Here is a 26,460-nt window from a genome sequence, read left to right on the forward strand (position 1 = left end):
TCCGTTATTTAAAAGCCCTCGTTGCATGAACGGCTTTTTTCCATCCGTCGTACAAGTTACGACGCTTGGCATCGTCCATATTCGGCATGAAGGTTTTATCTCGTTTCCATTGTTTCACGATGTCCGACTGATCGGCCCAATACCCTACAGCCAGTCCGGCCAAATAGGCCGCACCCAAAGCTGTAGTTTCATTAATTACCGGGCGTTCGACAGGCACATTCAGGATATCGCTCTGGAACTGCATCAAAAAATTGTTTTTTACCGCTCCGCCATCCACACGCAGCGAATGCAAAGTAATCCCCGATTCCTCTTCCATGGCGGCGAGTACGTCCTTGGTTTGATAAGCGAGAGCTTCGAGGGTTGCGCGTATGAAATGCTCTTTGGTGGTTCCGCGGGTAACCCCGAATACCGCTCCCCTGGCATCGCTGTCCCAATAAGGGGTTCCGAGCCCGACGAGCGCCGGTACCACGTACACCCCTTCGGCAGATTCCACACGCGAAGCAAACGCTTCGCTTTCCTCGGCGCTCTTGATCATCCTAAGCCCGTCACGCAGCCATTGGATCGCAGAGCCCGCCACAAAGATGCTGCCCTCAAGCGCGTATTCCACCCGGCCGCCTATGCCCCAGGCAATGGTCGTGAGCAGCCCGTGTTTCGAGTAGACCGCTTTACTGCCGGTATGCATCAGCATGAAGCATCCGGTTCCATAGGTGTTTTTGGCCGCTCCTTCCTCAAAGCACGCTTGTCCGAATAACGCGGCCTGTTGGTCGCCGGCCGTCCCTGCAATCGCAATCTCCCCGCCAACGATTTCCTTATCCGTTACGCCGTAGATGCAGGAGGAGGGCTTGACCTCGGGAAGCATCGATTCCGGAATGTTTAACCGTTTCAGCAGCTCTGTATCCCACTTCAATTCCCGGATATTAAACATCATCGTACGGGAAGCGTTGGAGTAGTCCGTCACATGAACCTTGCCTCCGGTCAATTTCCAAATCAGCCAAGTATCGACGGTACCGAACAATAATTCTCCCCGCTCCGCACGCGCTCTGGCGCCGGGCACCTCGTCAAGAATCCAGGCTGCTTTAGTCGCCGAGAAATACGCGTCGATCAGGAGGCCGGTTTTCTCATGGACCAGGTCCTGCCATCCCTGGGATTTTAACCGCTCGCAGATTGGAGCGGTTTGCCTGGATTGCCATACTATAGCGTTGTAGATCGGCTTTCCCGTCATTTTGTCCCAGACGATCGTCGTTTCACGCTGGTTGGCAATACCGATTGCCACCACTTGACTCGGTCCGATACCTGCTTTCGACAAGCACAATGAGATGACAGAAACGACCGATTCCCAAATTTCTTCCGCATCCTGCTCAACCCAACCGGGCTGCGGGTAATACTGGGTGAACTCCTTTTGCACCGCTGAAACAATCCGGCTGTCATGGTTGAACAATATCGCTCTGGAACTGGTGGTTCCTTGATCTAATGACAATATGAAGCGTTCCATCCCCAAGCTCCCCTAAAAAATCCCTTCACCGACAGAGACAACCGGCCCCTGTGGTGGAAGGGAATTGGATTTTTGCAATTATTTCATCCCGGATGTCACCATACCGCTGACGAATTGACGCTGGAATATGACGAAAACCACAAGCACCGGAATCATCGTAATGACGGACATGGCAAGCAAGCTGCCCCAATCAACGTTAAATTCTCCTATAAAGTTGGACAAGGCCAATTGAATCGTATATAAGGACGGATCGCTAATTCCGATAAGAGGCCACAAGAAATCGTCCCATCGCCACATGAAAGAGAAAATCGCAAGCACCGCCAAGATCGGCTTGCAGATCGGCAGAATGATTTGCGAATAAATCCGCCATTCCGATGCCCCGTCCATCCGGGCCGCCTCAAGCAGTTCATCCGGTACGGTAAGCAAATACTGCCTGATCAAGAAAACGCCTGTCGGCGTGGCTGCCGGCGGAATGATAAGAGCCAGCAGGCTGTTGAACAATCCGAGGAAGCTGAGCACCTTAAAGATCGGGATCATAATGACCTCAAGAGGGATCATCAGGGTAGACACGAACCCGACGAGCAGCACCGCAGCCCCTCTGAATTTATATTTAGCCAGCGCGAACCCTGCCATCGAGTTGATCAGCAGCAGCAGAATCGTTGAGCTGACCGTGACGATCGTGCTGTTGATGAAGTATCGTCCGAAGTTGCCTTTCTGAAAGGCAGCCGTAAAGTGCTCAAAAGTCATCGGCTCCGGCCAAAATCTCGGGGGAAAGCTGTACAAATCATTGTTCGTCTTGAAGGACGAGATGACAATCCAAAGCACTGGAAACAACCACATGGCAGCCATTACAATAAGAAGAATATACAAGACGGCTTTGGCGGATGCCTTCAATTCCACGCTAATCGGAGCCTCCCTTTGACAGTTTGAACTGCAGAGCGGTAAACAGCGAAATAAGAACAAACAATAACACGGACATTGCGCTGGCCATGCCCAGCTCCTGCTTGGCAAACCCGGTTTCGTATATATATTGCACGATATAAGTCGTATCTTTGCCCGGTCCGCCCCCCGTGAGCGCAAACAGTAACGGATATGCCTTAAACGCCTCGATCAGCGTCAGCATCACGACAAGTACGGTCGTAGGCTTGAGCAGCGGAAGCGTAATGCTCCAGAATACCCGAGGCTTGGATGCCCCGTCCAATCTGGCCGCCTCATAATAATCATTCGGTATGGCCTGCAAGCCGGCCATGAAAATGACCATATAAAATCCAAGACGCGACCAAACCGTTGCGATCACCACCGATACATTCGCGAAAAAAGAATCCGATAAAAAATGAATCGGTTCCAGGCCGAACATCGTCATAAAGTAATTCAAAACACCGAAATCGCCGAAAATCCACTTCCACGTCAAACCAACAATGATATACGAAATCATCGTAGGCCAATAAAATATGGAGCGAAATAGTCCTTTAAGCCGGATTTGCTGGATCAGCATCATCGCTACGGCGAGGGATAGGCAGTAAATCGACGGTACTACAATGAGTGCATACAGGGCGGTTTTTCCCAGTGCGCTCCAAAACTCGTTGTTCGAAAAGATCTCTTTGTAATTGTCAAAGCCTATAAACTCCATCGGATTCAATCCGTCATATTCGTGGAAAGAATAAACGAATCCGATTACCATGGGAATCACGATAAAAGTGGTAAAAATCAACAAGTTAGGCAGTACAAACAAATAAGGAATCCATTTTTTAGATTGTCCCGGCTTCCTTATTGTCTTTACGGCAGAGGTTTGTGCAGACATCAGGCTTACTCCTTTCCCTTCAACCGTACCGATGCATGGATTATTTCTTCTCTTCGCCGATGGCTTTATCAATTAATCCCGCAACTTTATCTAAGCCTGCTTGTCCCGTTATTTTTCCAACAATAATTTCCGAGATCGTCTTCTTCAACTCATTGCTGAATTTGGGCACAATCGTTTGCTTGGACCAATCCTCAGCTGCTGCCGGAACGGTGTTGTTCAGTTCGTTCGAGAAAACTTCCATCATCTCTTTACCGAAAGCATAGTCCAGCTTCGCGTTGTCTTTGCGCGGGCTCAGGAACAATGCCTCTTGGGTATATTTCGCATTTACTTCTTTCGTGGTGATATAGTTAATGAAATCGGTTGCTTCCTTCTCCACGCCGGAATTTTTGAATGCCATCGCGAATTTGCCGCCCGGTACCGAGGAACGCTGTTTGGCTTTCGGCATGTACGTTACGCCCCATTCGAAGTTCGAAATATCTTTATAATTGCTAATCATCCAATTTCCTGCCAAATGTGCGGCGACCGTCCCGCTGCGGAACAAGTTATTCGGGTTTTCCCCGCCAAGCCATACGGATGTGGGAGCGATGCCGTCGGTATGCAGCTTTTTGAAGTATTCAACCGCCTGTACACCCGCTTCATTGTTGATTGTGGCTTTTGCTCCATCCGGGCTCATGAGGCTGCCTCCGAATTGGTACAGAATAGTCGACCACCGTTGCGGCGTAAAATCCCACACAAGACCGTATTTAGCCCCGCCTTTTTCCATTACCTGCTTCAAGGCGGCGGAGAACTCATTCCACGTCCAGACATTGTCGGGAGATGACGGCACCTTCACTCCGGCTTTATCAAACAAGGTTTTATTGTAAATCAATCCGTTAGCCGTAACATCCATAGGAGCGGCTACCGCTTTATTATTCACCACATAGAAGGGTTTAAGGGAATCGATGAACTGTCCGGTATACTTCTCCACTCCGCCGTTGCTCTCGCTTAAGTCCACCGCCTGTTTGGCAAATCCGCCAAGCTCCGTCGTACTGATTCGGGCCAATGCCGGAGGCTCTCCGCCTGCGATCATCGTTTTCAATTTCGTCGACAGATCTTTATAAGGGACTTCGATCATATTTACTTTTACATTCGTATTTTTTGCTTCGTAATCTTTGATAATATCTTTCATGATTGCGCCTTCATTTCCATCTGAAAACCAGACAAAGTCCAGCTTTACGTTTTTACCGCCGGCTTCCGCTCCTCCACCCGATTCCTTCTTGGCGCAAGCAGCACTCGTAAGCGTCAACAGAACCATGACCATACCAATAGATATCGCTTTCATTTTCTTATTCATCGCTTCTACCCCTTTTCTTCGTCTGGATAATTGAACCTTTTGCTCTCTGCGGCTCAAATCATTATGCGCCAAAGTCTTTTTTACGGTAACTCTGCGGTGACACCCCGGCGTACTTCTTGAAAGAACGGCTGAAATGAACCGCCGTGTTGAACCCGAGTTTTTCTGATATTAATCCGACCGGCTCATCGGTCGTTCGAAGCATTTTTTTGGCTTCCTCGATCCTTTTACTGATGATATAGTTGTTAATCGTATATCCCGTAACCTCTTTAAAACAGTGACAAATATAATATTTGTTCAAATGCAGTGCCCCCGACAATTCCTGAAGCGAGAAATTCTCCGTAAAATGCTGATTTACATATTGCAAAATGCGTCGAACATTCTCCTGGCTGTGCGATGGCTGTACGGCAGGCGCAATTTCATGCAAACGTTTGGCCTTGCGATAAATGGCAACCAACAATTGAATCAGAAGCGCTTTCAAAATCAGTTCGTATCCGAACGACTCGCGTTCGTTTTCCCGGTGCAGTGCCCGGAAATACGCTTCTACTTCTTTGCGCTCTTCCAATGACCAACGAATCAACCTTCCGCTGGGCGATTCAAACAAAGACATTAGCTTTTCAAACATCTCTCCCGACATCTGCTCTTGCAAAAAAGACTCCGTAAAATTTACATAGCTGCGGATATAGGGAACATCTTTCGACGGATTAACCCTATGAATGGTGCTTCCCCGAAATAGAAGCATATCTCCTGGAGATAGATCGTATATATTATCCCCGATAATATAATTCGCATCCCCGCGTATGAAATAATAAACTTCGAGTCCTTCATGGGTATGAACAGGCCAGTTGTACTGCCAGTCATCTGCGTCCGCCCTTACATACATCCCTAATTTTCGAAGAGCCAGATTCGTGGGCGTATGAATTACCAATTGGGGCCTCCTTTCAACACCAAGCATAACTACAGTGATGTTTTTCACTCAAAATATAACATACTCAAATTGTGCCCACTTAACATATATTGCTCTTAATTTGATATGAATTGTTGAAAACAAACGATACGGTCTTCCAAAAAAAATGTTCAAAAATACCGAAGCCCGGAGTTCTTCATCCACAAACGGAGAATCGATCGGCCTTTATAGCTATTGTATTATACACAAAATTCGACATCGATCGACAAATTTCTAACTAAGGTCATAATACTATATCATTTTGAAGATGGTTTTTACAAAGTCAATCAGAGTAATCTCGTTTCCTTCCTTATCGGTCCCGATCGGATCGTGCAGGAAGTAAAGGACGGCGTAACGGCCCCGAAGTACAAGTCATCAATAGCGTAAAAAAAGTTAGAGCGAGCGCTCATGACTGCTATCTCCCAAAACGTTAAAAAGATCGCCAACCACCTGGCCAAGCTGACCGGATAGGGCGATCTTACTTCTTTAATGAGTCTCCAGGAACATCTGGTAATCGTTACTTTCTTAATATATGGGATTACATTAGAAGGCAATTCAGTAAGGTCAAACCATTTCAACTCATTAGACTTACTAGGCGCCATATTCGCCAGTTCTCCGTTCAATTATCGGCACACCGCATCCGCTGGACCGAACGACTCGACGTCGCAGCCGGAAATGCGCACCGTCCCCCATCCGGCAGCATCGTCGTCAGTATATGGGGTCGTCGTCTTGTCGGTGCCGTTCGGCCCGAGGAGCGGGAACAATTCCCCGTGCCAAATCCCTAGATCAGGTAGGCAGCCTCAATGCATCGAGCGCGTCTTCGATCCCTTACCTTGCCTTCGGCACCGGCTTCTGCTCCTTGTACTGAAGCTCGAACAGACGGTAATAGTACCCGCGCTGCGCGAGAAGCTGGTAGTGGTTTCCGGTCTCTCGGACCTTGCCCTTATGCATGACGATGATCTGGTCGGCATGCTGGATCGTCGACAAGCGGTGCGCTACGATCAGCGTCGTCCGGCCTTCCGAGATGTTCATCAGCGCGTCCTGCACGATAAGCTCCGTCTCCGTATCGATGTTCGACGTCGCTTCGTCGAGAATGAGAATCTGCGGACGGAACGCGATCGCTCGCGCGAACGACAGCAGCTGCCGCTGGCCGAGCGACAGATTGATGCCGCGCTCGCCGAGCAGCGTCTTGTAGCCGCCGGGCAGGCTGCGGACAAATTCGTCCATATGCACCATCCGGGCCGCGGCGACGACCTGCTCGTCGGTAATCTCCGGGTGGTTCAGCCGGATATTCGAGGCGATGTCTCCGGTGAACAGGAATACGTCCTGCTGCACGATGCCGATGTAACGGCGCAGGTCGTCCAGCGGGATGTCGCGGATGTCAACGCCGTCGAGCTTGATGCTGCCTTTTTGAATGTCGTAGAAACGATTGATCAATTGGATGATCGAGCTTTTGCCCGCCCCTGTTGCGCCGACGAACGCCACCGTCTGTCCCGGCTGAATCGTGAAGCTGACATCCTTCAGTACCCAATCTTCCCCGATATAGGCGAACCATACGTTCTCGAATGCGATTTCCCCGCGAATCTCCTTCGGAAGCTGCTTGGGATGCTCCGGGTCAACGATCGCGGGCTTCTCGCCGAGCGTCTCGAAAATGCGCTCCGCGCCGACCATCGCCGTCTGAATCTGGTTGTACTTCTCTGCCAGGCTCTGCAGCGGCTGGAAAAACTGCCGCACGTAATGCGTGAAGGCATACACGATCCCGAAGGTCAAGCCGCCGTCGATAACGCTGGCGCCGCCATACCAGAGAAGCAGCGCGATCGCCAGATTGCCGAGAAAGCCGATCGCCGGCTGGAAGATCGAGTTGATGACCGTTCCCCGCATCCCCGCCCGGTAATATTCCGTATTGTGATGATCGAACTGCTCCCACTGCCGCTCTTCGCGGATAAACAATTGCGTAATCCGGATGCCGGACAAGTTCTCCGCCAGAAACGAATTGAGCCGCGACAGGATCACCCGCGATTTTCGCTGGGCGTCCCGGATGACCGACCGGTACCAGAACGTCAGCACGGCCAGAAAAGGAAGCACCGCAAACGACAGCAGCGCCAGCTTGACGCTGAGCTGCAGCATGACGGCGACGATGCCGATCAGCACAATGACGTCTTTGATCAGGTTGACGACAACCTGCGAATACAGCTGGTTCAGCGACTCCGTATCCTGCGTGACGCGGACGACGAGCCTTCCGACGGGATTGCGGTCGAAGTAGGACATCGACATGCGGCTTAAATGCTGAAAGAGCTGCTGCCGGATGTTGAAAATGATCGTCTGCCCCGTATACTGCAGCAGATTGCTTTGCAGGTAGCTGAGCAGCGCTGCGACGACGACTGCGCTAAGGAAAGCGACGCCCAGCCAAAGAAAGCCGGTGTAATCCTGCTTGCGGAACGCCTCCAGCACGGCGGCGTCCAGCGGCTGGGCGGCGAACGTCTGCCCTCCGGCGCGTACTTCCGCTTTGCCGCCCGCTTCCACGACGGTCGCCTGCTCCGGCTGCTTGGCGATCCAGCCGGCAATGAGCCAGTCTTTGCCGCCGATCCGGACGATCTGAGCCTGCTGCGCTCCAGGCTCCAGCTGGCGGGCCATCCGCCCGGCTGCGTCCGGTTCGAGCCGGACGTAGGCTCTGCCGTTCCACTCCGTCACGGCTCCGTAGCTCCGCAAACGGTCGGCCTGCGACGCTTCCGCCGACAGCATCGGCTTGTGCAGCCCGTTGATATGGCCGTCGATCGCCACCTTAATGAGATAAGGCCGCGCCAGATCGGCGACGACGATCAGAAAAGCCAGCGCGATGCACAGCAAGATCATTCGCCAATACGGCTTGGCGTAGGACAGCAGCTTCGTAAGCAGCTGCGTGTCTTTCATCGTCTTGACGTTTTTTTCCGCGTGTATATTCATGCGCCCGCCCCTCCCCGCATCTGTCGCGAAGAAGCGGCGTCCTGCTCCTGTCCGTCTTCCCGCTCGGCTTCCTGATCCAGCAGCTGCTTATGGTACATGTCGGCGTAAATGCCGCCCCGGGCCAGCAATTGCTCGTGATTGCCGCGCTCGACGATACGGCCTTCGTCCATGACGACGATCTGGTCGGCACTTTGCACCGACGAGATCCGGTGTCCGATAATGATCGTCGTGCGCCGATTCATGACGGATTTGAGCCCTTCGAGGATCAGATCCTCCGTGATCGTATCGACCGCCGACAAACTGTCGTCGAAGATCAGCACCGACGGCTTCTTGATCACGGCCCTCGCGATGCTTACCCGCTGGCGCTGGCCGCCTGAAAGCGAGATGCCGCGCTCGCCGAGCGCCGTTTCGAACTGGTTCGGGAACTCGACGATATTTTCGTACACTTGGGCGATCTTGGCCGCTTCGACGACCTGCTCGTCGCTGTAAGGCTTCGGATCGAATCCGATGTTGTCCCGGATCGTGGATGAGAACAGGAACTGGTCCTGCGGCACGATGCCGATCTGGCCGCGCAGCGTCCGCAGCGGAATTTCGTGAATATCGTGCCCGTCGATAAATACCGTCCCTTTCGGCGGGTTATACAGCCGCACGAGCAGATGCACCAGCGTGCTTTTGCCGCTGCCGACACGGCCTACGATGGCAAGGCTGGAGCCCTTCGGCACCTTAAGGGAGACGTTCCGTAGGGAGGGCCGCTTCGCTTCGGGGTAAGAGAACGTCAAGTCGCGAATCTCGATCTCGCCGCCGATCGTTTGAATCTCCGGCTTTGCGATAACATCGTCCACCACGTCCGGCTGCGTATTGAAGATTTCCAGCAGCCGCTGCTCCGAAGCCTTCCCGCGCTGAAGCAAATTGACGACCCGGCCCAAGCTTTCGATCGGTCCCATAAGCAGCGACAAATACGTATTGAAAGCGACGAATTCGCCGAGCGTAATGATGTCTTTCAGTACCATGATGCCACCAAGCACGACCGAGACGAGAAAGCTGAACCCGACAATCCCGGCGCTGAGCGCTCCGAATAACGAGTTCGAGCGCACGTACCGCCGGTTCATTTCGACAGCCTGCCGGTTGTCCCGGGTGAACAGCTCCCGTTCCGCTTTTTCCTGTACGAATGCTTTGACGACCCGGATGCCCGCGGTAAACTCCTGCACGCGGCTCGTCAAATCGGAGATCGCGGACTGCATATCCTTCGATTGCTGCATGATCCGCTTGTTGAATCGGTAGGCAAGCAGGCTGAGCAGCGGCAGAGGCAGCATCGTCAGCAGCGTAAGCCATGGATTGACCGAGCTCGTCATGGCCGCCACGGACACGACGATCAGAAACACCGCTTCCATCACGTTGAAGTACCCCTGCATCGTCACCTCGCGGATGACCCCGACATCGCTGATCGCGTGCGACATCAAGTCCCCGATCCGCTGATTGTTGAAATATTGCGCCGACAGCTTCTCCCAGTGGACGAACAGTTCTCCGCGCACCCGCATCTCCAACTGCCGCGACAGCCGGAACAAATAAATGCGGGAAACGGACCGGAAGAAAGCAATCCCAAATCCTGCGGCAATCATCCAGACGCCGAAACGGACCGCCTGATCGTAGGTCAGCGCGCCTGTCTGGAGACTGTCCGTAAACCGTCCGAGCAGCCAGGGAATAACCAACTGCAGGATGGACGATATGGACAATAATGCAAAGCCCATTAGGTAAGGCAAACGGTTGCGCTTGATATGAGACCAGAATATATTGTTATTCTCCATCCGTGTTCCTCCGTCGCAATTGAAGACTATTGTAAGGGTACCGCGATCGGAAGGAAGAAACCATGGATATGTTTACCTTATAAAATGGACTATTTGACTTTTTGGAACTGCCAAATATGAATTTTGGCGCTCCCGCCCGGCACCCATTGTTCGAGTGGCGCCCAACGCCTAGGATCGGTTCCGTCCCACGCTCCCGGTTCCGCGGCAACTTCGTCCTTCCGGGTACGAACGGCCCGCATGAACCGGTATTGCTCATCGCTAAGCCCGCTCCACAGCTCCACGAACAGCCCCGGCTGATCCGTTCCCTCATACAGCTCCACCTGGGGGAAATCGTCGCGCAGCCGCTCAGACCATTCTAAGTACGGGAGGCGATAGGAGGCATCAATTCGGTATTCGACAAAAACGATACACATTTTTTTCACAGCCTTTGCTTTATTTTGGACAAGAAAATGATACACTAATAGTAATGGGCTAGAGTAGACTATTGAAAAATTAGATGTTCAGGAGGTTAGTCCATGGACACCGGAACACACCTCGTGATCGGGCTTGGCCTTGCAGGCCTGGCTTATGTCGATCCGGTTGTGGCAGCAGATCCGATGGTTTCGACAGCCGTACTGATCGGAACGGTGGCCGGCTCTCAGGCCCCCGATGCCGATACGCTGCTGCGGCTGAAAGGTAACGCCGCTTACATTAAAAATCACCGTGGTTTATCCCACTCGCTGCCTGCTTTGGTGCTTTGGACGGCGCTCATCTCCGGGATTCTTTGGCTTGTCTTTCCCGCTTTGCCGATGTGGCATGTAACGATGTGGGTGTTTATCGCGGTTGCGTTTCACGTATTCACCGATTTGTTTAATGCGTATGGAACCCAGGCGCTTCGCCCGATTTCGGAGCGATGGGTCTCGTGGAATATCATTCACATTTTCGACCCGGTCATTTTCTCGTCTCACGTGCTCGCTATTTTTATATGGTCGGTGCATCTGATGCGTCCGGAAATTCTGTTTCCTATATTATACGCATTTCTCGCCCTCTATTATATATGGCGCTCATGGACCCATTACCGGCTGGAGTCGGGGCTGCGCCAGCAGGATTCGACTTACGAGCCCGGCGACCGGTATACGCTGATCCCGACGGTCCATCTGCACCAATGGCAGATCGTCAAGCGGAAGCAGGACGGCTCGTTCCAGCTCGGGGAGCTCAAAAACCGCAAGATCAATTGGATCGACCGGGTTTCCTGCGCCGTCCACCCTGCCGTGGAGGCATCCAAGACGCACCCGAACGTCGCTTGCTTCCTGTACTTTACTTCCTACGCCTGCGCCGAGCTGAAGGAGCACGCCTGGGGGTACGAGGTGCGCTGGGCCGACGTGCGCTACCGGCACCGCAAGCAGTATCCGTTCGTCGCGGTGCTGCTGCTCGACAAAAAGCTGAATCCGATGGATTCGTACGTAGGCTGGGTCAGCGAATCCCGGCTCGAAAAGAAGCTTCGGATGGGCGGCGCTTAACAGGCGGGCTCATCCTCCTCTTTTTCTGCTGCCACGGAAAAAAGCTCAAGGATTTCTCCTTGAGCTTGTATTCGTGAAGCTTTGTTCCAAAGCCCTGCGGTTAGCGAGCTGCGCCGCCGGAGATGGCTTGCTCGGCGATTTGGACCAAGCGGCGGGTAATGTGACCACCGATTGCACCTGTGTCGCGGGAAGCCATGTAACCGTAGTAGCCGTCTTGCGGAATTTGAATGCCCAGTTCTTGAGCAACCTCGTACTTCAATTGCTCCAAAGCTTGGTTTGCTTGAGGTACAACTAATTGATTGCTGCTGCGGGATTGTCCTGCACCCATGTTCAGCACTCCTTTCAACGGGATGATGTCTTTGATTTGATGTATTTGCAAGCTTGCAAGCTTATTATGTGTCGTATGTCTGAACTTATACTCCCTTTTGAAAAAATCAATCGGAGTTTCAAATTTTATCGGAAAGGCAGGTGCGGACTCGTCATGACGAAAGGATTAGGGTTGTTTTTTGCCTTCGGGGGCACGGCGCTCCTCGCGTGCATCAGCTTCTTTATGGCCACGGGCAAGCCTTGGCTGGCTGCGCTGTCCGGCTTGGTGTCGGTGCTGTTTATCGGAGCCGGCTTTATCGTGAAAGCCAAACTGAGAAAACGAAACGAATAAAAGAGCTTGCCCGGGACGAAAGAAGATTCGTCCGGACAAGCTCTGGGGATGGGCTACAGAACGACGTAGCCCATTTTTTCTTTTACCCGCTTCAGCATTTGCTCCGCTTGCGCTCCCGCGCGCTCTTTGCCTTGACGCAGAACATCGTACAGCTCGCCCGAGCTGCGGATCTCCGCATACCGCTGCTGGATCGGCTCCAAAGCAGCTACGACCGCTTCGGCCAAATCCTTCTTGAACGGCCCGTAGCCTTGCCCCTCGTACTGCGCTTCGATCTCGGCAATCGTTTTGTCCGCGCACTGGGCGTAGATGCTGATCAAGTTGCTGACCTCCGGCTTGTTTTGCGGGTCGAACTTTACTTCCCGCCCGGAGTCGGTTACGGCCCGGCTTATTTTTTTGCGGATCACGTCGGGGGCGTCCAGCATCGCAATGAAGCTACCGGCGTTCGGGCTGCTCTTGCTCATCTTCTTCGACGCGTCGTCCAGCGACATAATCCGTGCACCCACTTCCGGAAAGTAGCCTTTCGGAATCGTAAACGTGTCGCCGTAGCGCTGGTTGAAGCGGTGCGCCAGATCGCGCGTCAGCTCCAAGTGCTGCGTCTGGTCGTCGCCAACCGGAACAAGAGCCGTATCGTACAGCAAAATGTCGGCGGCCATCAGCGACGGATAAGTGAACAGGCCCGCTCCGACGGATTCCTTGCCGGCAGCCTTGTCTTTGAACTGCGTCATGCGTTCCAGCTCGCCCATATACGTGAGCGTCGTCATCAACCAGCCGAGCTCGGCATGCGCAGAGACGGTCGATTGCAGAAACACGGTCGCTACGTTTGGATCGATGCCTGCCGCCAGGTACAGCGCAGCGACGGCTTCCGACTGGTCCCTCAGCTTTTCCGGCTCCTGCGGCACCGTGACGGCGTGCAGGTCTACCGCCATAAAATAACAATCGTGCGTATGTTGAAGCTTCACGTAATTTTTCAATGCGCCGATATAGTTGCCGAGCGTCAGCTGACCGCTGGGCTGCATGCCGGACAATACTCTCAATTTGGACATTTTGCAGTCCGCCTCCTTTATTTTATTTCGCCTGTAAGCTTCCCGAGAAAAACAAAAAGGCCTCCCGCCGCAAGGGACGAGAGACCGTGGTGCCACCCTAATTTACCCGCAATCGTCTGTCCAAGACAGATCCCACGGGCCTTCAGCCTCCTGTAACGGGGAGGAAACCGGACCGGCCTACCGGCGCGCAACGCTGAATCGAAGCTTACCCGGGCCCGGGTGCGTCTGCGCACGTTCAACCTTCAGCTCAGGGACCCATTCGTTCGGCCGCCGCCCGCCGGTTCGCACCACCCACCGGCTCTCTGCAGAGCTTGCCTGCCGCCTACTTATTCCCGTCATCGCTCTTATTAGACGTCATTGTACCTAAACGCCATCCTCCTTGTCAACCTCGGAATCGGAACAGGAACGTCCACCGCCGCAGCCACGCGCTTTTCCAGCCTTCATAAAGCTTTAAAAACTTGTCCTATGTACGAATCGGAAAGCATACTATATAATAATAATTACGAATAATAAGGAGACATGCCCCTTGCAAACAATCGTCCAACGGTGGGTGACGAACATTCTCGCCGTGCTGTGCATCCTGATGCTGGTTCTCATTTATACGCAAAAGCAGCCGCCGGACTTGTCCTTTTTAAGCAGTGCCGGCATGCAAAATTTCAAGACGCTGTTCATCAGCATTATTCTCGAAGCGCTGCCGTTCGTCCTGCTCGGCGTGCTCGTGTCCGCCCTGCTGCAGATGTTCGTGTCCGAGCAGACCATCCGCCGGCTGACGCCGAAAAATCCGGTGCTCGGCATCCTGTTCGCCTGCGTCGTCGGGATCATTTTTCCGCTGTGCGAATGTGGCATGGTGCCGGTCATCCGCCGGCTGGTGCTGAAGGGAATGCCGGTCTATGTGGCCGTCGTCTTCATTCTCGCCGGTCCGATTATCAATCCCGTTGTGTACGCGGCGACCTTCATGGCGTTCCGTACGCGGCCGGAGATCGCTTATTCCCGGATGGCGCTCGCCTTCGTCGTTGCGGCGGCGATCGGCCTTATCGTGTATCGGTTCGTGAAGCGCAATCCGATCCGCGGGGCGGCGGGCGATCTTAGCGCCAACGGGTACGGAGCTCATCCAAGCGGGCACGACGCCCAGCATAGCGCGCACGAGCACGAGCATACATATAAGCATGGCCATTCCCATGAGCATGACCATGTCCATATGCATCATCATGACCATACTCGCCATCACGGGCATACGCATCCACACAGCCACGCAGACCACGACCATACGCACGATCATTCGCATGCCCATAGCCATGCTGCGCACGATCATGGACATAGCCGCAGCAGCCGTCTGCTCGGCGTCCTCGGACACGCCTCGGACGAATTTTTCGATATGGGAAAATATTTGATTTTCGGCGCGTTTCTGACCGCCCTCATTCAAACGCTCGTCGCGCGAGAAAGCCTCGTGTCCATTGGCCAAGGCGACTTTACCTCCCATCTGTTCATGATGGGGCTCGGGTACGTCTTGTCGCTCTGCTCCACCTCGGACGCTTTCGTCGCTTCGTCGTTTTCCGCAACCTTCTCGACCGGCTCGCTGCTGACGTTTCTCGTCTTCGGTCCGATGCTCGATATCAAAAGCACGCTGATGCTGCTGTCGGCCTTCCGCGCCCGCTTCGTGCTCCTGCTGTCCGCACTGGTGATCATTGTCGTGCTCGCCGCATCGTTGCTGTACGAACGGCTTTTCTTCCTGTAAATTGACATTCAACAAGGCAAAAAGGAGTGTGTGTTGTGAATTCTCGGGTACTGGGCCTGCATCATGCATTGAAAACCGTTATTCTGCTCGGCTTCGCCGTCTACATCGCCTATCTGGTTAAAACCGACGGCATCCTGCTGTACATAGCTCCCCGTATGGTCGACTACGTCAAATGGTCGGCCGTCGCCCTGTATGCCGTCGCCGCCTACCAGCTCTACTTGACGCTTCGCGCCTGGCGCGGTCGGGCCGCCGTCGTCTGCGATTGCGACCATGATCACACCCCGTCGCGGTCGCTGCTCAAAAACATCGTTGTGTACGGATTGTTTTTCTTCCCGCTGCTGCTGGGCTTTCTGCTTCCGGACAGCACGATGGGCAGCAGTCTTGCCGCCAAAAAAGGGATGAACCTCAGCAGCGCCAGCTCGGTGAAAAAGGACAGCGAAGCCGCCGGTGCGGAGACCGGAACCACGAGCTCACCGGCGGGAACTCCCGCAGGTACGGATGCCGCCCCCGCTACTCCAAGCGTTCAAGCACCCGGGACCGAGGCGGCAGCGTCTGCGGACGGGGAGCTTTTTCCCGCGGACAAATTTACCCAGCAGTACGCCAACTATGCGAAGCAGCTCTACAAATCCGATTTGATTACGGTGAAAGAAGATTTATTCATCGAGACGCTGACGTCCGTCGACCTGTATCTCGACCGGTTTGTCGGCAAAAAGCTGCAGCTCACCGGCTTCGTCTACCGGCAGGAGGAGATGAAAAGCAACCAGTTCGTGGTGGCGCGCTTCTCCATCCAATGCTGCTCCGCGGATGCCGCCCCGTTCGGCGTGCTGGCCGAATATGACCGGGCCAATACGTTCGCAGACGACAGCTGGGTTACGGTCACCGGCACGATTCAAAAAACAAAGCTGAACGATACCGACATCATGGTGCTGAAGGTGGAGAACATCGCCAAAGCCGAGCCGGCCAAAGTGCCGTACGTCTACCCGAACTTCGATTTCGGCGCCTGATCCAAACCATTTTCCCGGGTGACAGTCCCCGGCTCCTCTGGTACAATGGAAGCGATTTACGATCGGACTATTTTACCGGGTAAAGGAGAACTTTCGGAATGATGATTAAGCAAATCGACTGGCAGGGAACACCGGCCTACACGCTCGAAAACGACCACCTGATCGTCAGCATTTGTCCATCCGTCGGCAACAACGTCTACAGCATTTGGGACAAAACGCTGGAGCGCGAAATGCTTCGCGTCCCGGCCTCGCCAGCCGCGATGGCCGACGAGCCGGTCCAATACGGCACGCCGATTCTGATGCCGCCGAACCGCATCCGCGATGGCCGCTTCACGTTCGAGGGCCGCAGCTACCAATTCGAGATCAACAACGCGCAGGGCAATCATATTCATGGCGTGATCAAGAGCCAGCCCTGGACGGTACTTGCCACCGGCGAAAAGGACGGGGCCCTCTTCATCACGTCCGTATTTCGTTTGGCCGACGATGCACACGTTCAGCATCAATTTCCGCACGAGCTGGAGCTTGAGGTGACGTACGAGCTGCGGGGCAGTACGCTCCGTCACCTGCTGAAAGCGACTAACCGGGGACAAACGTCTGCTCCGTTCGGCTACGGGCTGCATACTTGGTTTTTACTGGACGGGGAGCCGGAGAACTGGACGCTGCAGCTGCCGGCGAGCGGCATCTGGGAGCTGGACGAAACGAATGTGCCTCTCGGCCATATCGCGCCGCTTAGCGACAGGTACGCGAAGCTGCCCGAAGGCGACGTGCTGAAAGGCCATGACATGGATACCGTGTTCCAGATCGGAGACTATCCATGCCTCGCCGTGCTGTCCGGCCCCAAGGCGGATATCCGGTACAGCGGTTCGGATCTGTTCAAGCAATGGGTCGTTTATACGAAGGGCGAAGCCCGGGATTTCATCTGCCTGGAGCCCTACACTTGGGTTACGAACGCGCCGAATATCGATCAACCGGCCGAGGTGACGGGCTTCCGCGCCATCGAACCGGGAGGCTCGCTGGAGCTGGAAGTAAAGCTTGAAGTTACTTACAAATAACTTGAATATCAAACGGCTAAAAAAGGCTCGCGTGCAGCCCGGAACGAAACCGGGCGACACGGGCCTTTTCGCATGGTTTAAAGCCCCCCGCCCCCCATTCTTTTCCTTTTCCTACATGGGTCGATAATTCCAAGTCCGTACGCAAATATTAGCTAATAGCTTGGAATTCAGCGTTCTGGAGGACCCGCCCAATGGCCAAACGATATTGCCGTTATTCCGCTCTTCTGATTCTTCTGTTCTCGGTCGCGTGTTCTCCTGCGGCCGACCGTAGCGCGCCTCTGGCACCGTCTTCAAGCGAACCTCAGACGGGGACCGACACGAAAGCGACTCCCGCGACTCCCCCATTGCCGTCATCCGAACCGGCTGCCCCTGCGGAACGCCGGGTGACCTTGGCCGCCGCCGGCGACGTGCTCATTCACCGTACGATCTACGAGGACGCGCGGACACGGCTTAGCTACGATTTCCGACCCGTCTTCGAGGCGGTGCGGCCGCATTTGCAGGGGGCCGACGTCACGTTCGCCAATCAGGAGAGTATTACGGGCGGAACCGCGCTCGGGCTGTCCGATTACCCGGCCTTTAACAGTCCGTTCGAGACAGCCGACGCTCTCCGTGACGCGGGAGTCGATATCGTCTCGATGGCGAACAATCATACGCTGGATCGCGGAGAACGGGCGGTGCATCAAGCGATCCGGCATTGGAAGCGGCTTGGCATCGAATATGCGGGCGCGAGCGAGAATGAAGCGGACCGCAAGCGGCTCCGGATCGTGGAGCGCAACGGCTTGAAGCTTGCTTTCGTCGCTTGGACGTACGGGACGAACGGGATTTCCCGGCCCCCGGGCAAGCCTTATTTGGTCCATTTGCTCGAACAGGAGCGTGCATTCCGGCAAGAAATCGCCGAGGCGAAAAAACAAGCCGACGCTGTCGTGGCGAGCCTTCATTTCGGAACCGAATACGCCCGGCTTCCATCGGAGCAGCAGCGAAAATGGGCCCGCTTGGCCGCAGCCGCTGGAGCCGATGTCATCCTCGGCCATCATCCGCACGTGCTCCAGCCGCCGGAATGGATCGATAACGGAAACGGCGGGAGGACGCTCGTCGCTTATTCTCTCGGCAACTTCCTGGCTGCGCAAAAGAGGCCCGCGCCGTATGTGCGGATCGGCGGTATTTTGAAGGCGGAGCTGCGGAAGCCGAGCGGGGCGTCTGGCGGCAAAGCGGCCGTCACGGTCGGCGGAGTTCGCTTTTTGCCAACCTATATCCGGTTTCAGGCCTGGCGGGGATACCGCGTCATTCCGTTGAGCCAAGCCTCGGAGGCAGAGCTTCCCGGCGTACGAGGCATACGGGAGAAAATCGCAGCCCATATGCGGCGGTGGATGCCGGAACTGCTCGTCGATTAGCGGTACAATGACAAAAAGCTGAGCCGCAGGGCGTCAGCCTTTTTCTCCTTTTCGCATCCGGAACACACACCTGCCCCGCTCTTCTTCGTACGATATAGAAAAAGAACGCGGAAAGGCAGGCTGGACAGATGAGCATCAGCAAATCCGATTGGTTCGACGGAATTACCAAATTGTTGACCGAGGACAAACAGATGAAAACCATGTTCAAGGACATGGAAAAACTGGAGAAAGAAATGACCGCTTTAATGAAGCAGATGGAAGCGCTCAAGAAGCCGAAAAATAACAACTAGCCCCGGGCAAGCTGCCGCTTTACCGTTTCGACGGTATCCTTGAAATACGGCCGGTAATCCAAAGGTTCGACAAAACGCAAAAACGTCTCCCCGATCTCCCTTACCTGCTTGGCGTAATCCGACCGATCAATATCATACGTGCCCAATTGGCGAGGGGACCTCCCCTCCCGTTCCTCCACTTCCGTCAATTCCAACTGGTCGTCGGCCTTATGCCGTACGATAAACGAGAACGCCCGGCATTCCGGATCACCACAGCCGCAGCAGAAGAACGGCACGCGCTGCCATTCGTCCGCCGGCGCCCAACGAAACGGCTCCACATCTTCATGAACGCTGAGCAGCAGCGCCGGAAGCCCTACGTCGATGCACAGCGGTTCGTCGACCAGCGTTTCGCCTTCAATCTCCATTTTAACGTCGGCATGCACGATTTGCAGGTCCGCATCGAAGGACCAATTGCTGCACTTCAGTACGAATCCCAATACAATCCCTCCTCGTTCTATGGTCACATTTACCAATTTCCAGTCCGTGTATATTCGTTCGCGTGGAACATACTACCTAGTGAACGGAGGTGATATCGATGGGCGCAGGACAATCCCGCAGCAGCAACCAATTGGTCGTACCTCAAGCTAACCAGGCTTTGGATCAGCTGAAGTATGAAGTTGCTCAAGAGCTGGGCATTCAGATTCCTCAAGACGGTTACTACGGCTTCATGGCAACTCGTGATACTGGGGCAATCGGGGGTCACATCACTCGTCGTCTGGTTCAAATCGCCGAGCAGCAGCTGGCAGGCAAGTTCACAAGATAATGCACGACCTCAATACTTAACCGGGCGGCTCCTTAGGGACCGCCTTTTTCCGTTGCCATTCATTATAGCAAAACTATCATTTGCTTTCTATTTGCTACTTTAGCTATGACTTAAGTATAATGGAGTGCATAGTCCCTCAAAAGGAGGATTGCTTTTGGCTCTCCGGTTCGGGAGAAGCCGTTTGCCTGAATTGCTGGCTCAGACAAACAGGACACAGGCAGATCTAGCAAAGCATTTGGGAGTTACTGAATCTTACATTTCACAAGTCATCAAAGGGAAAAGCAAGCTATCCGTTCTCAAGATGAAGATGGCGGCCGATTACCTCAATTGTTATATGGATGATCTTTTTGAATGGGAATGGGAGACAGGTAAACGGTAAAGAGCAAATTAGGTTTGCTCATTCTCCGGCCACAAACTTAAGTAATAGCTTAAGTCGAGCCAAAAATGGTAACGATGTCCGAGATCAATAAGCTGCTTGCAGACATGCTGAAAGAAATAGAACAGCTTAGAATAGGGCTCAATGCCTTATCCGAAAACAAGACATCCTTGGTAGACCCTGAACTCATCAAGGCCAGTAAAAAATTGGACGATGCTTTGAACGAATACGCCCGCCTGTCCAGCAAATGGCAAGAACCCCCCACCGGCCAAGATTAGTGGGGGGACCGTTTTCTATGAGTGCTTCCGGCAATTAATCGCGTAGAGCCGTACTTCCTCATCCGTATCCGCATATGGGATCGTGCCTTCAAAATGCATTCCCAGCTTTTCCAACAGCTTGGCCGAAGCATGGTTGTCTTTCGTCGTAATCGCGACAATGCGTTTTAGCCCCAGTTCGGATTCGGCATAAGCCATCGCGGCGGAAGCCGCCTCGAAGGCGTACCCTTTCCCCCGGAATTGGGGAAGAAATGCATATCCGACATCGACATCCTCCAAGAAATCCCGTTTTGCAAATCCGCAGATGCCGATCGGAGTGCCCCCATCCTTCAATTCCGTCAAATAAAATCCAAACCCCAAACGGGCATACATATCCAGCGGCACTTTGGTAATAAAGCTCCGCGCGTCATCAAGCGTTCTCACGCCTTTATCGCCGATGTACCGGATCCAGGAAGGATCGTTCATAAGCTCCAGAATAAACGCCGCATCTTCTATGGTCTGGTGGCGAAGAATCAGCCGGTCGGTTTCGAGTACGATCATCATCGTTGCCCCTTTCATTCGCAAAAACACACCCCGCGGTCTTAACGAGGTGTGTCATCAGGTGGATTAGGCTTGTTATTTTTCTTGTCTTGGATGTACAGATCGAGCGCTTCAATCCCTCTGCGCGCAAGTTTAATAAATAAGATTAAACAGTAAATCGAAAGACCGATTAGAATCACATAAATCAACAGTGCGAATATATTAGCAAAATCGACAACTATGTTAATCACCTCCGAATTGTTTATACGCCCACCAATCCAAAAAGTTCCATACGGTCACCTCCTTTAAAATTCAAAAAAACCTCCCCATCAAGGGAGGCTGTAAGTTATATCGAACATTTAGAGCATCAGAAGGATTGAATTTAGTTGAAAACATAAAAAAATTAACAAAAGTTATAATGGGATAAAAAGAAACCTTGGTATGAGTGCAGTAAGCTTGGTCAATAAGAAAAACTTCTATCGAAGTCTATTCATGGATGAACGACCGCGGTTTAGCGGAAGTTTTTCTTGGGATATAGAGTTTGTTCAGCTTTGCTGAAAATTTATAAATTCTATATCGTTCAAAAATCGCGTTTGTTTTTATTGGACTCGCTAACCAAATTCGCCATGTTATAGTTCGATTCGAAAGTCACGCTGGTGCAAAGCAAGTCTTGGCGCATCGCGAATTCAAATTGAATTTCCCCGTGCGTCCAACGTTTCAGCTTCAACGATTCCAGAGCGGTCTGGCGGAACGAAAGCTGATGGCTTTCGGACAGGCCACGCTCTGCCACCTTGATCTCCGTACCCTTGCTCTCCAGAGGAAAATGCCGGATGCCGAACTTCCCGACCATGTTATTTCGAATCTGGACAAAAACCGTCCCCGAGGTAAGCTGAGCCAGCTCCTCTCTCAATTCCCGAAACACCAAATCCAACTGTCTGGCTAAAGGCAACTGTTCTAAAATCACAGAGTTCCTCCTTTCATGTAGTATAATTGGAATATTATGTATATCTGAGGCTCTAGACCCATTATAGGACAATATAACTAAGTTGACAACAAATTTTTTCATAAAATACACGTTAATTCAACAAAATTTTACATCGCAAGGCTCCGTGCGGATGGGACCGCCTTCATCCGAATGACTGAACGGCCGCTCCCGCTGGAAAACTATGGACCAGGCATTCTTCGGGGTGGTATAATTACCCATACAGCCAGGGCGATGACGTAAGCATTTTATCCTATACTTCAAAGGAGTCGTTAATTTATGAACTGGTTTCTGGGCCTTTCGTTCAAGAAGAAGCTGCAAATCGGCTGCTACACCCTCGTTATCGTCTATTCCGCCGCCATGCTTCTGCTTATTTTCGAATCCTCCTTAAGTCCCATTCTCGGGTTCGTGTTTCTGGCTGTGATGGCAGGACTCAGCTATCCTTTTATACGCTGGTTGGAGAGAGCGCTTACAGAACCGATTAGCGACATCTCCCGCGCCGCCCTGAGCATCTCCAAAGGGGATTTCTCGCAAAAGATCCTCATCCGCTCCGACGACGCCCTTGGCGAGTTGGGAACGGCCTTTAACCGTATGACGGAGAAGCTGCGCGAGCTTCTGCAGGAAACGGGACGCGCCTCGAAGCATGTCTTTGACTCCAGCAGGGATATTTATTTTAAAAATGAGAAGATGAAAACAGTGCTTGAGGAAGCGTCCGTCGCCGCCGGAGAGCTTGCGGCCGGAGCCAATCAGATTTCGGAAGAGATCGGCGGCGTCTCCTCGGCGACGAAGGATATCGAGCAGCGGGTAACCAAATATACGGAATCGACCCGAGAGATGAACTCGCGGGCCAGACAAATGATAACGCTCGTGGACAAAGGACTTCAGTCGGTGGAAACCCAGAGCGAAGGCATGCGCAAAAATGTCGACGCTACGGCCAACGTATCTCAAACGATCGATTCGCTCGCCCGGCAGACCGGCAGCATCTCGCAAATGACCCGAACCATCTCGGACATTGCCGAACAAACGAATCTGTTATCGTTGAACGCTTCCATCGAAGCGGCACGCGCAGGCGAGCACGGCAAAGGCTTCGCCGTCGTCGCCCAGGAGGTCCGGAAGCTGGCGGAGGAAGCCACCGCCTCGACCAAAGAGGTGTTCGGTCTTGTTCGCAGTATCGAACAAGGGATCAAGCACGCGCTTGCGTCCATGGCCGAGAACGAGCAGATCGTCGCGGAGCAGACGAAGCTTATTGGCGAAACGGAACGGGTCTTCGCGGAAATCGTCAGCAGCGTCCGGTTCATTTCCGAGCAAATCGCCGCTTTCGCCGATGGGACGGAGCAAATGCTGGCCGGAGCCAAGCATATTTCGGCTACGATGGAAAATATTTCGGCCATTACGCAGCAATCCGCTGCCGGGACCGAGGAGGTATCCGCTTCGATGATCGACCAGATCTCGGCTGTACAAGCCATCGTGGCCCAGTCGGAGGAAATGACGAAGCTGGTGACGAAGCTTCAGCAGACGATGAGCATCTTTAAATTGTAGCGTTAGGCGGGGCTTTTGGCGCGGGTGGGGTATCTACTTCCGGTCGCTGTTGTCATCGGGAAATTTTAATTGGAAGCCGCTTATCAGCGGATATTTCCCGAAGACAAAGGCGAAGCTCTCGCTCCTCCAGTAGATACCCCACCTCCGTATGTGTCTCTATTTCAGTCAAAAAATCAATCTCTCTGAACACTCAAAAATCTGGCTCCTGCGGACCCGTTTATCTATTGTTCAGCTCTAGGAACCCTATTAAAATAACAAGCCCCGCCTAAAATAGGCGGAGCCCAGCTCTTTTGAGGAAACCAGAATGGAGAAAATCTCAGACCAATAGAGGTGGGGTATATCCCGTAAGAGTTTGCGTCCGCCTTTGAGACACGTGAAAGTACCACTAATTCTAATCAAGTTCACGGGTAGATAGGGGGTCCCCGGAAAGTAATCGGAATAAGCTTCTAAGAGTTACTTCACTTTCCGGGGGAGGGCAGCGGCTGGAGGGATATACCCCACCGGCATATGCAGAGAATTTCTATGCGAAGCGGGTTTTTCAAAAAGCAAGCCCCGCCTAAAAAGAGGCGGGGCTAAAGATTACTCCGTTAAGCGCAAGAACTCGTTGACGTCCTCGATCGTGACGTCCATCGCCTGCTGCCAGAAGTCCGGCTTGCGCAGGTCGACGCCCAGATGCTTGCTCGCCAGATCCTCGACCGTCATCCGTCCGGTATCGCGCAGCAGCGCGATGTACTGATCTTCGAACGCCGCGCCCCGGCGAAGCGCTTCGGCGTACAGACCGGTGCTGAACATATAGCCGAAGGTGTACGGGAAATTGTAGAACGGCACGTCCGTCAAGTAAAAGTGCATTTTCGATGCCCAGAAGTGCGGATGATACTCGGCAAGCGCATCCCGGTACGCCTTCTTCTGAGCGGCCTCCATCAATTCGTTCAACCGCTCGATGCTCACAAGCCCGTGGCGGCGCGCCTCGTAAAAGTCCGTCTCGAACAAGAACCGGGCATGAATGTTCATATAGAAAGCGACCGAGCGCTGAATTTTATCCTCCAGCAGCGTTAAGCGCTCTTCATCGGTCGCGGCCGCCTTCACCGCTGCATCGGAGACGACCATCTCGGCGAACGTAGAAGCCGTCTCGGCGACGTTCATTGCATACTCCTGAGCCAACGCCGGCAGATCGTTCATCACATGCTGATGGTACGCGTGTCCGAGCTCGTGCGCGAGCGTCGATACGTTCGATGCGGTGCCCGCATACGTCATAAAGATGCGCGTTTCTTCGGAGATAGGAAACGACGTGCAGAATCCGCCGGGACGCTTGCCTGCGCGGTCCTCCGCTTCGATCCAGCTGTTCTCGAACGCCATCACAGCGAATTCGGCCATTTTCGGGCTGAAGCGGCGGAACTGCTCTACGATGAGCTGCGCGCCGTGGTCGTAGCCGAACGTGGTATTCCCTTGGCCGACCGGCGCGTCGACATCGTGCCATGCCAATTTCTCAACGCCCAGCAGCTTGGCTTTCCGCTCCAGGTAACGGACGAACACGTCTTTGCTCTGCTCGATCACGCCCCACATCGCATCCAGCGTTTCCTTCGACATCCGGTTGATGGTTAGCGGCTCCCGATGAATCTCATCCCAGCCCCGGCGCTCATACAGCTTAAGCCGGAAGCCGCCCAGATGATTGAGCGCGTCGGCGCAGTAATCGGCATGCTTCGCCCATTCCCGCTCCCACAGCTCGAATACCCGCTGCCGTACGCTGCGGTCCGGGCTGTACATTTTGTTGGCGGCCTGTCCGGCCGAGAGCTCCGTTACAGTCCCGTTTTCTTCGAACGGGATGCTGAACTTGCTCACCGTCGTATTGTACAGCTCGCCCCAACCGTGATAGCCGTCTACGGCAAGGTCGTGGATAAGCGCCTCCTGCTCCGGCGGCAGCTTCTCCGAGGCGAGCCGGCGCCGCTCTTCCAGCGGGTAAGCGATTTCACCAAGCTCCGCGTGAGCAAGCAAGCCTTGCCAAGCCGGCTCGGGAATGCGGCGCAGGAAATCGTCGAAACGCGTCAAGGCGGAAGCGAAAGCGGCTTGAATCGACTTCACCTGCCCAGTGAGCTGGACCGCACGCTTGTCGTTTTGATTTTCCGCCGTCAGGCAGCCGGTGAACGACTCCGCTTCGCGTATTTTCAATAAGGCCGTTTGCACCAACACAATCACGGGGAGCAGCGATGCCGATTGCTCTGGCGTTTCCGGTACGGCCAGCCCGCTTAACGTCTCGTCCAGCTCGGAGATGTTCGATTGCAGCTCTTTCAAAAATTGAATAAAAGCATCAGACCCGCTGCCTCCCGGAAAAAAACGCTCCAAATTCCAGGTTTGCGGCAAAGGATTACGCATGGATAAACACCTTCCTTATTTATACATTATGTATCTCTTTCCATTAAACCACAATTTGGCGCAAAACCAAAATGCTGCGGCCCCATTTTTTGGTTGAATTTTAGGTCTCGGATATGATTAAATGGAGACTGTAGATCTATAGACTGGAGGGACTGCGAATGAGACCTTTGCAGATTTCACCTGAGACGGCGCAGAAACTCGCGAAGGAATTGAACGTTCCGATCGAACACCTGATGCATATGCCTCAGCATATTCTTTTGCAGAAGCTGGCCGAGCTTGCCGGACAGACGAAGGACAATTCTACGGCTCCGGCACCGGATAAAAATTCCGGCAATTCCGGCCGGGAGTAGACCTATGATACCTTTTGAGAATACATGGCCCTATGAACGGATCGGACAAGACGTGTATGTGCACAGCTGCCCCTTTTGCCACGCTGCCAATGTTTTGCTGCCGCTCAAACCTAAAGACCTCTCGGAACTTCGCGAAGGCGTCAAAAAACTGCTCGTCTTCCCCTGCTGCCGAAATAAAGAGACTCTGGTCGATGCCGACCAAGATTATTTGCTTGCGGGCCGTCCGCTGCGCCGATACGGCAAAGAGTAAGCGTTCCC

Annotated in this window: 28 protein-coding genes; 13 read left to right on the forward strand and 15 right to left on the reverse strand. The window is 53.5% G+C overall.

What is annotated here, in order from left to right; translation table 11 throughout:
• Window positions 1-4 precede the first annotated feature (4 nt).
• The 9 genes from glpK to KQX66_RS02855 all read right to left on the reverse strand — a co-directional run bounded on the left by glpK (window position 5) and on the right by KQX66_RS02855 (window position 10,730).
• Complete coding sequence (gene glpK, locus KQX66_RS02815) at window positions 5-1,492, reverse strand: glycerol kinase GlpK (RefSeq protein WP_216789384.1); 1,488 nt, start codon at window positions 1,490-1,492, stop codon at window positions 5-7.
• A gap of 78 nt (window positions 1,493-1,570) precedes the next feature.
• Window positions 1,571-2,392: a carbohydrate ABC transporter permease gene (locus KQX66_RS02820; RefSeq protein ID WP_216789385.1), complete on the reverse strand. Its 822-nt coding sequence runs from the start codon at window positions 2,390-2,392 to the stop codon at window positions 1,571-1,573.
• A 1-nt stretch (window position 2,393) separates the two neighbouring features.
• Complete coding sequence (locus tag KQX66_RS02825; protein WP_216789386.1) at window positions 2,394-3,293, reverse strand: carbohydrate ABC transporter permease; 900 nt, start codon at window positions 3,291-3,293, stop codon at window positions 2,394-2,396.
• 40 nt (window positions 3,294-3,333) lie between these two features.
• Window positions 3,334-4,626 carry an ABC transporter substrate-binding protein gene (locus KQX66_RS02830; RefSeq protein WP_216789392.1) on the reverse strand — a complete coding sequence of 431 codons (1,293 nt, stop codon included), beginning with the start codon at window positions 4,624-4,626 and terminating at the stop codon, window positions 3,334-3,336.
• A gap of 61 nt (window positions 4,627-4,687) precedes the next feature.
• Window positions 4,688-5,551: an AraC family transcriptional regulator gene (locus KQX66_RS02835; RefSeq protein ID WP_216789394.1), complete on the reverse strand. Its 864-nt coding sequence runs from the start codon at window positions 5,549-5,551 to the stop codon at window positions 4,688-4,690.
• A 641-nt stretch (window positions 5,552-6,192) separates the two neighbouring features.
• Entirely contained in the window at window positions 6,193-6,333 is a 141-nt protein-coding gene (locus KQX66_RS02840; RefSeq protein WP_216789396.1) for a hypothetical protein, read from the reverse strand.
• 64 nt (window positions 6,334-6,397) lie between these two features.
• Window positions 6,398-8,512 carry an ABC transporter ATP-binding protein gene (locus tag KQX66_RS02845; protein WP_216789398.1) on the reverse strand — a complete coding sequence of 705 codons (2,115 nt, stop codon included), beginning with the start codon at window positions 8,510-8,512 and terminating at the stop codon, window positions 6,398-6,400.
• The gene (locus KQX66_RS02850; RefSeq protein WP_216789401.1) at window positions 8,509-10,317 is read right to left on the reverse strand and encodes an ABC transporter ATP-binding protein; all 1,809 of its coding nucleotides are present in this window, start codon (window positions 10,315-10,317) and stop codon (window positions 8,509-8,511) included. Before KQX66_RS02850 ends, KQX66_RS02845 begins: the two co-directional genes overlap by 4 nt.
• 89 nt (window positions 10,318-10,406) lie before the next feature.
• Window positions 10,407-10,730, reverse strand: a complete 324-nt coding sequence (locus KQX66_RS02855) for a hypothetical protein (RefSeq protein ID WP_216789403.1) — start codon at window positions 10,728-10,730, stop codon at window positions 10,407-10,409.
• Window positions 10,731-10,832: 102 nt separating this feature from the next.
• Between KQX66_RS02855 and KQX66_RS02860 the strand changes: the two genes are divergently transcribed.
• Window positions 10,833-11,816, forward strand: a complete 984-nt coding sequence (locus KQX66_RS02860) for a metal-dependent hydrolase (protein WP_216789405.1) — start codon at window positions 10,833-10,835, stop codon at window positions 11,814-11,816.
• A 100-nt stretch (window positions 11,817-11,916) separates the two neighbouring features.
• Here KQX66_RS02860 and KQX66_RS02865 read toward each other — a convergent pair whose 3' ends face one another.
• A complete protein-coding gene (locus KQX66_RS02865) occupies window positions 11,917-12,144 on the reverse strand; it encodes an alpha/beta-type small acid-soluble spore protein (protein WP_036693330.1) in 228 nt (75 codons plus the stop codon).
• Window positions 12,145-12,297: 153 nt separating this feature from the next.
• Here KQX66_RS02865 and KQX66_RS02870 point away from each other — a divergent pair, with 153 nt between their 5' ends.
• Entirely contained in the window at window positions 12,298-12,474 is a 177-nt protein-coding gene (locus KQX66_RS02870) for a DUF5325 family protein (RefSeq protein ID WP_161783592.1), read from the forward strand.
• 53 nt (window positions 12,475-12,527) lie between these two features.
• On the opposite strand, the gene trpS is transcribed toward KQX66_RS02870, so the two are convergent.
• Window positions 12,528-13,517: a tryptophan--tRNA ligase gene (trpS, locus tag KQX66_RS02875; protein WP_216789407.1), complete on the reverse strand. Its 990-nt coding sequence runs from the start codon at window positions 13,515-13,517 to the stop codon at window positions 12,528-12,530.
• A gap of 526 nt (window positions 13,518-14,043) precedes the next feature.
• Between trpS and KQX66_RS02880 the strand changes: the two genes are divergently transcribed.
• From KQX66_RS02880 to KQX66_RS02900, 5 genes are all read left to right on the forward strand, one after another.
• Window positions 14,044-15,252 carry a permease gene (locus KQX66_RS02880; RefSeq protein ID WP_216789408.1) on the forward strand — a complete coding sequence of 403 codons (1,209 nt, stop codon included), beginning with the start codon at window positions 14,044-14,046 and terminating at the stop codon, window positions 15,250-15,252.
• Window positions 15,253-15,287: 35 nt separating this feature from the next.
• Complete coding sequence (locus tag KQX66_RS02885) at window positions 15,288-16,256, forward strand: TIGR03943 family putative permease subunit (protein ID WP_216789409.1); 969 nt, start codon at window positions 15,288-15,290, stop codon at window positions 16,254-16,256.
• Between the two features lie 98 nt (window positions 16,257-16,354).
• Window positions 16,355-17,308 carry an aldose 1-epimerase gene (locus KQX66_RS02890; protein ID WP_253956847.1) on the forward strand — a complete coding sequence of 318 codons (954 nt, stop codon included), beginning with the start codon at window positions 16,355-16,357 and terminating at the stop codon, window positions 17,306-17,308.
• Window positions 17,309-17,499: 191 nt separating this feature from the next.
• Entirely contained in the window at window positions 17,500-18,699 is a 1,200-nt protein-coding gene (locus tag KQX66_RS02895; protein WP_216789410.1) for a CapA family protein, read from the forward strand.
• 128 nt (window positions 18,700-18,827) lie between these two features.
• Window positions 18,828-18,989 carry a hypothetical protein gene (locus KQX66_RS02900; protein ID WP_216789411.1) on the forward strand — a complete coding sequence of 54 codons (162 nt, stop codon included), beginning with the start codon at window positions 18,828-18,830 and terminating at the stop codon, window positions 18,987-18,989.
• Here the strand turns inward: KQX66_RS02900 and KQX66_RS02905 are convergent.
• The gene (locus tag KQX66_RS02905; protein WP_216789412.1) at window positions 18,986-19,465 is read right to left on the reverse strand and encodes a hypothetical protein; all 480 of its coding nucleotides are present in this window, start codon (window positions 19,463-19,465) and stop codon (window positions 18,986-18,988) included. The genes KQX66_RS02900 and KQX66_RS02905 overlap by 4 nt on opposite strands.
• Before the next feature lie 98 nt (window positions 19,466-19,563).
• Between KQX66_RS02905 and KQX66_RS02910 the strand changes: the two genes are divergently transcribed.
• From KQX66_RS02910 to KQX66_RS02920, 3 genes are all read left to right on the forward strand, one after another.
• Window positions 19,564-19,791: an alpha/beta-type small acid-soluble spore protein gene (locus tag KQX66_RS02910; protein ID WP_036693306.1), complete on the forward strand. Its 228-nt coding sequence runs from the start codon at window positions 19,564-19,566 to the stop codon at window positions 19,789-19,791.
• 181 nt (window positions 19,792-19,972) lie between these two features.
• Window positions 19,973-20,170 carry a helix-turn-helix transcriptional regulator gene (locus KQX66_RS02915; RefSeq protein ID WP_161782253.1) on the forward strand — a complete coding sequence of 66 codons (198 nt, stop codon included), beginning with the start codon at window positions 19,973-19,975 and terminating at the stop codon, window positions 20,168-20,170.
• Window positions 20,171-20,244: 74 nt separating this feature from the next.
• Window positions 20,245-20,445, forward strand: coding sequence for an aspartyl-phosphate phosphatase Spo0E family protein (locus KQX66_RS02920; RefSeq protein ID WP_216789414.1), 201 nt, complete (start codon window positions 20,245-20,247; stop codon window positions 20,443-20,445).
• Window positions 20,446-20,460: 15 nt separating this feature from the next.
• Here the strand turns inward: KQX66_RS02920 and KQX66_RS02925 are convergent, their stop codons facing one another.
• Window positions 20,461-20,982, reverse strand: a complete 522-nt coding sequence (locus KQX66_RS02925) for a GNAT family N-acetyltransferase (protein ID WP_216789721.1) — start codon at window positions 20,980-20,982, stop codon at window positions 20,461-20,463.
• Between the two features lie 559 nt (window positions 20,983-21,541).
• On the reverse strand, window positions 21,542-21,925 hold the full coding sequence (locus KQX66_RS02930) for an O-methyltransferase (protein ID WP_216789416.1): 384 nt from the start codon (window positions 21,923-21,925) through the stop codon (window positions 21,542-21,544).
• Between the two features lie 297 nt (window positions 21,926-22,222).
• Between KQX66_RS02930 and KQX66_RS02935 the strand changes: the two genes are divergently transcribed.
• Window positions 22,223-23,482, forward strand: coding sequence for a methyl-accepting chemotaxis protein (locus KQX66_RS02935; RefSeq protein WP_216789418.1), 1,260 nt, complete (start codon window positions 22,223-22,225; stop codon window positions 23,480-23,482).
• Window positions 23,483-24,061: 579 nt separating this feature from the next.
• Here the strand turns inward: KQX66_RS02935 and KQX66_RS02940 are convergent.
• A complete protein-coding gene (locus tag KQX66_RS02940) occupies window positions 24,062-25,852 on the reverse strand; it encodes a M3 family oligoendopeptidase (RefSeq protein WP_216789419.1) in 1,791 nt (596 codons plus the stop codon).
• A gap of 158 nt (window positions 25,853-26,010) precedes the next feature.
• On the opposite strand from KQX66_RS02940, the gene KQX66_RS02945 reads away from it, so the two are divergent.
• Together KQX66_RS02945 and KQX66_RS02950 are read left to right on the forward strand one after the other, a co-directional pair.
• Window positions 26,011-26,202: a YycC family protein gene (locus tag KQX66_RS02945; RefSeq protein ID WP_216789421.1), complete on the forward strand. Its 192-nt coding sequence runs from the start codon at window positions 26,011-26,013 to the stop codon at window positions 26,200-26,202.
• A 4-nt stretch (window positions 26,203-26,206) separates the two neighbouring features.
• Entirely contained in the window at window positions 26,207-26,452 is a 246-nt protein-coding gene (locus KQX66_RS02950) for a hypothetical protein (RefSeq protein WP_216789423.1), read from the forward strand.
• Window positions 26,453-26,460 lie beyond the last annotated feature (8 nt).

The organism is Paenibacillus oleatilyticus (assembly GCF_018998565.1).
Lineage (GTDB): Bacteria > Bacillota > Bacilli > Paenibacillales > NBRC-103111 > Paenibacillus_G > Paenibacillus_G oleatilyticus.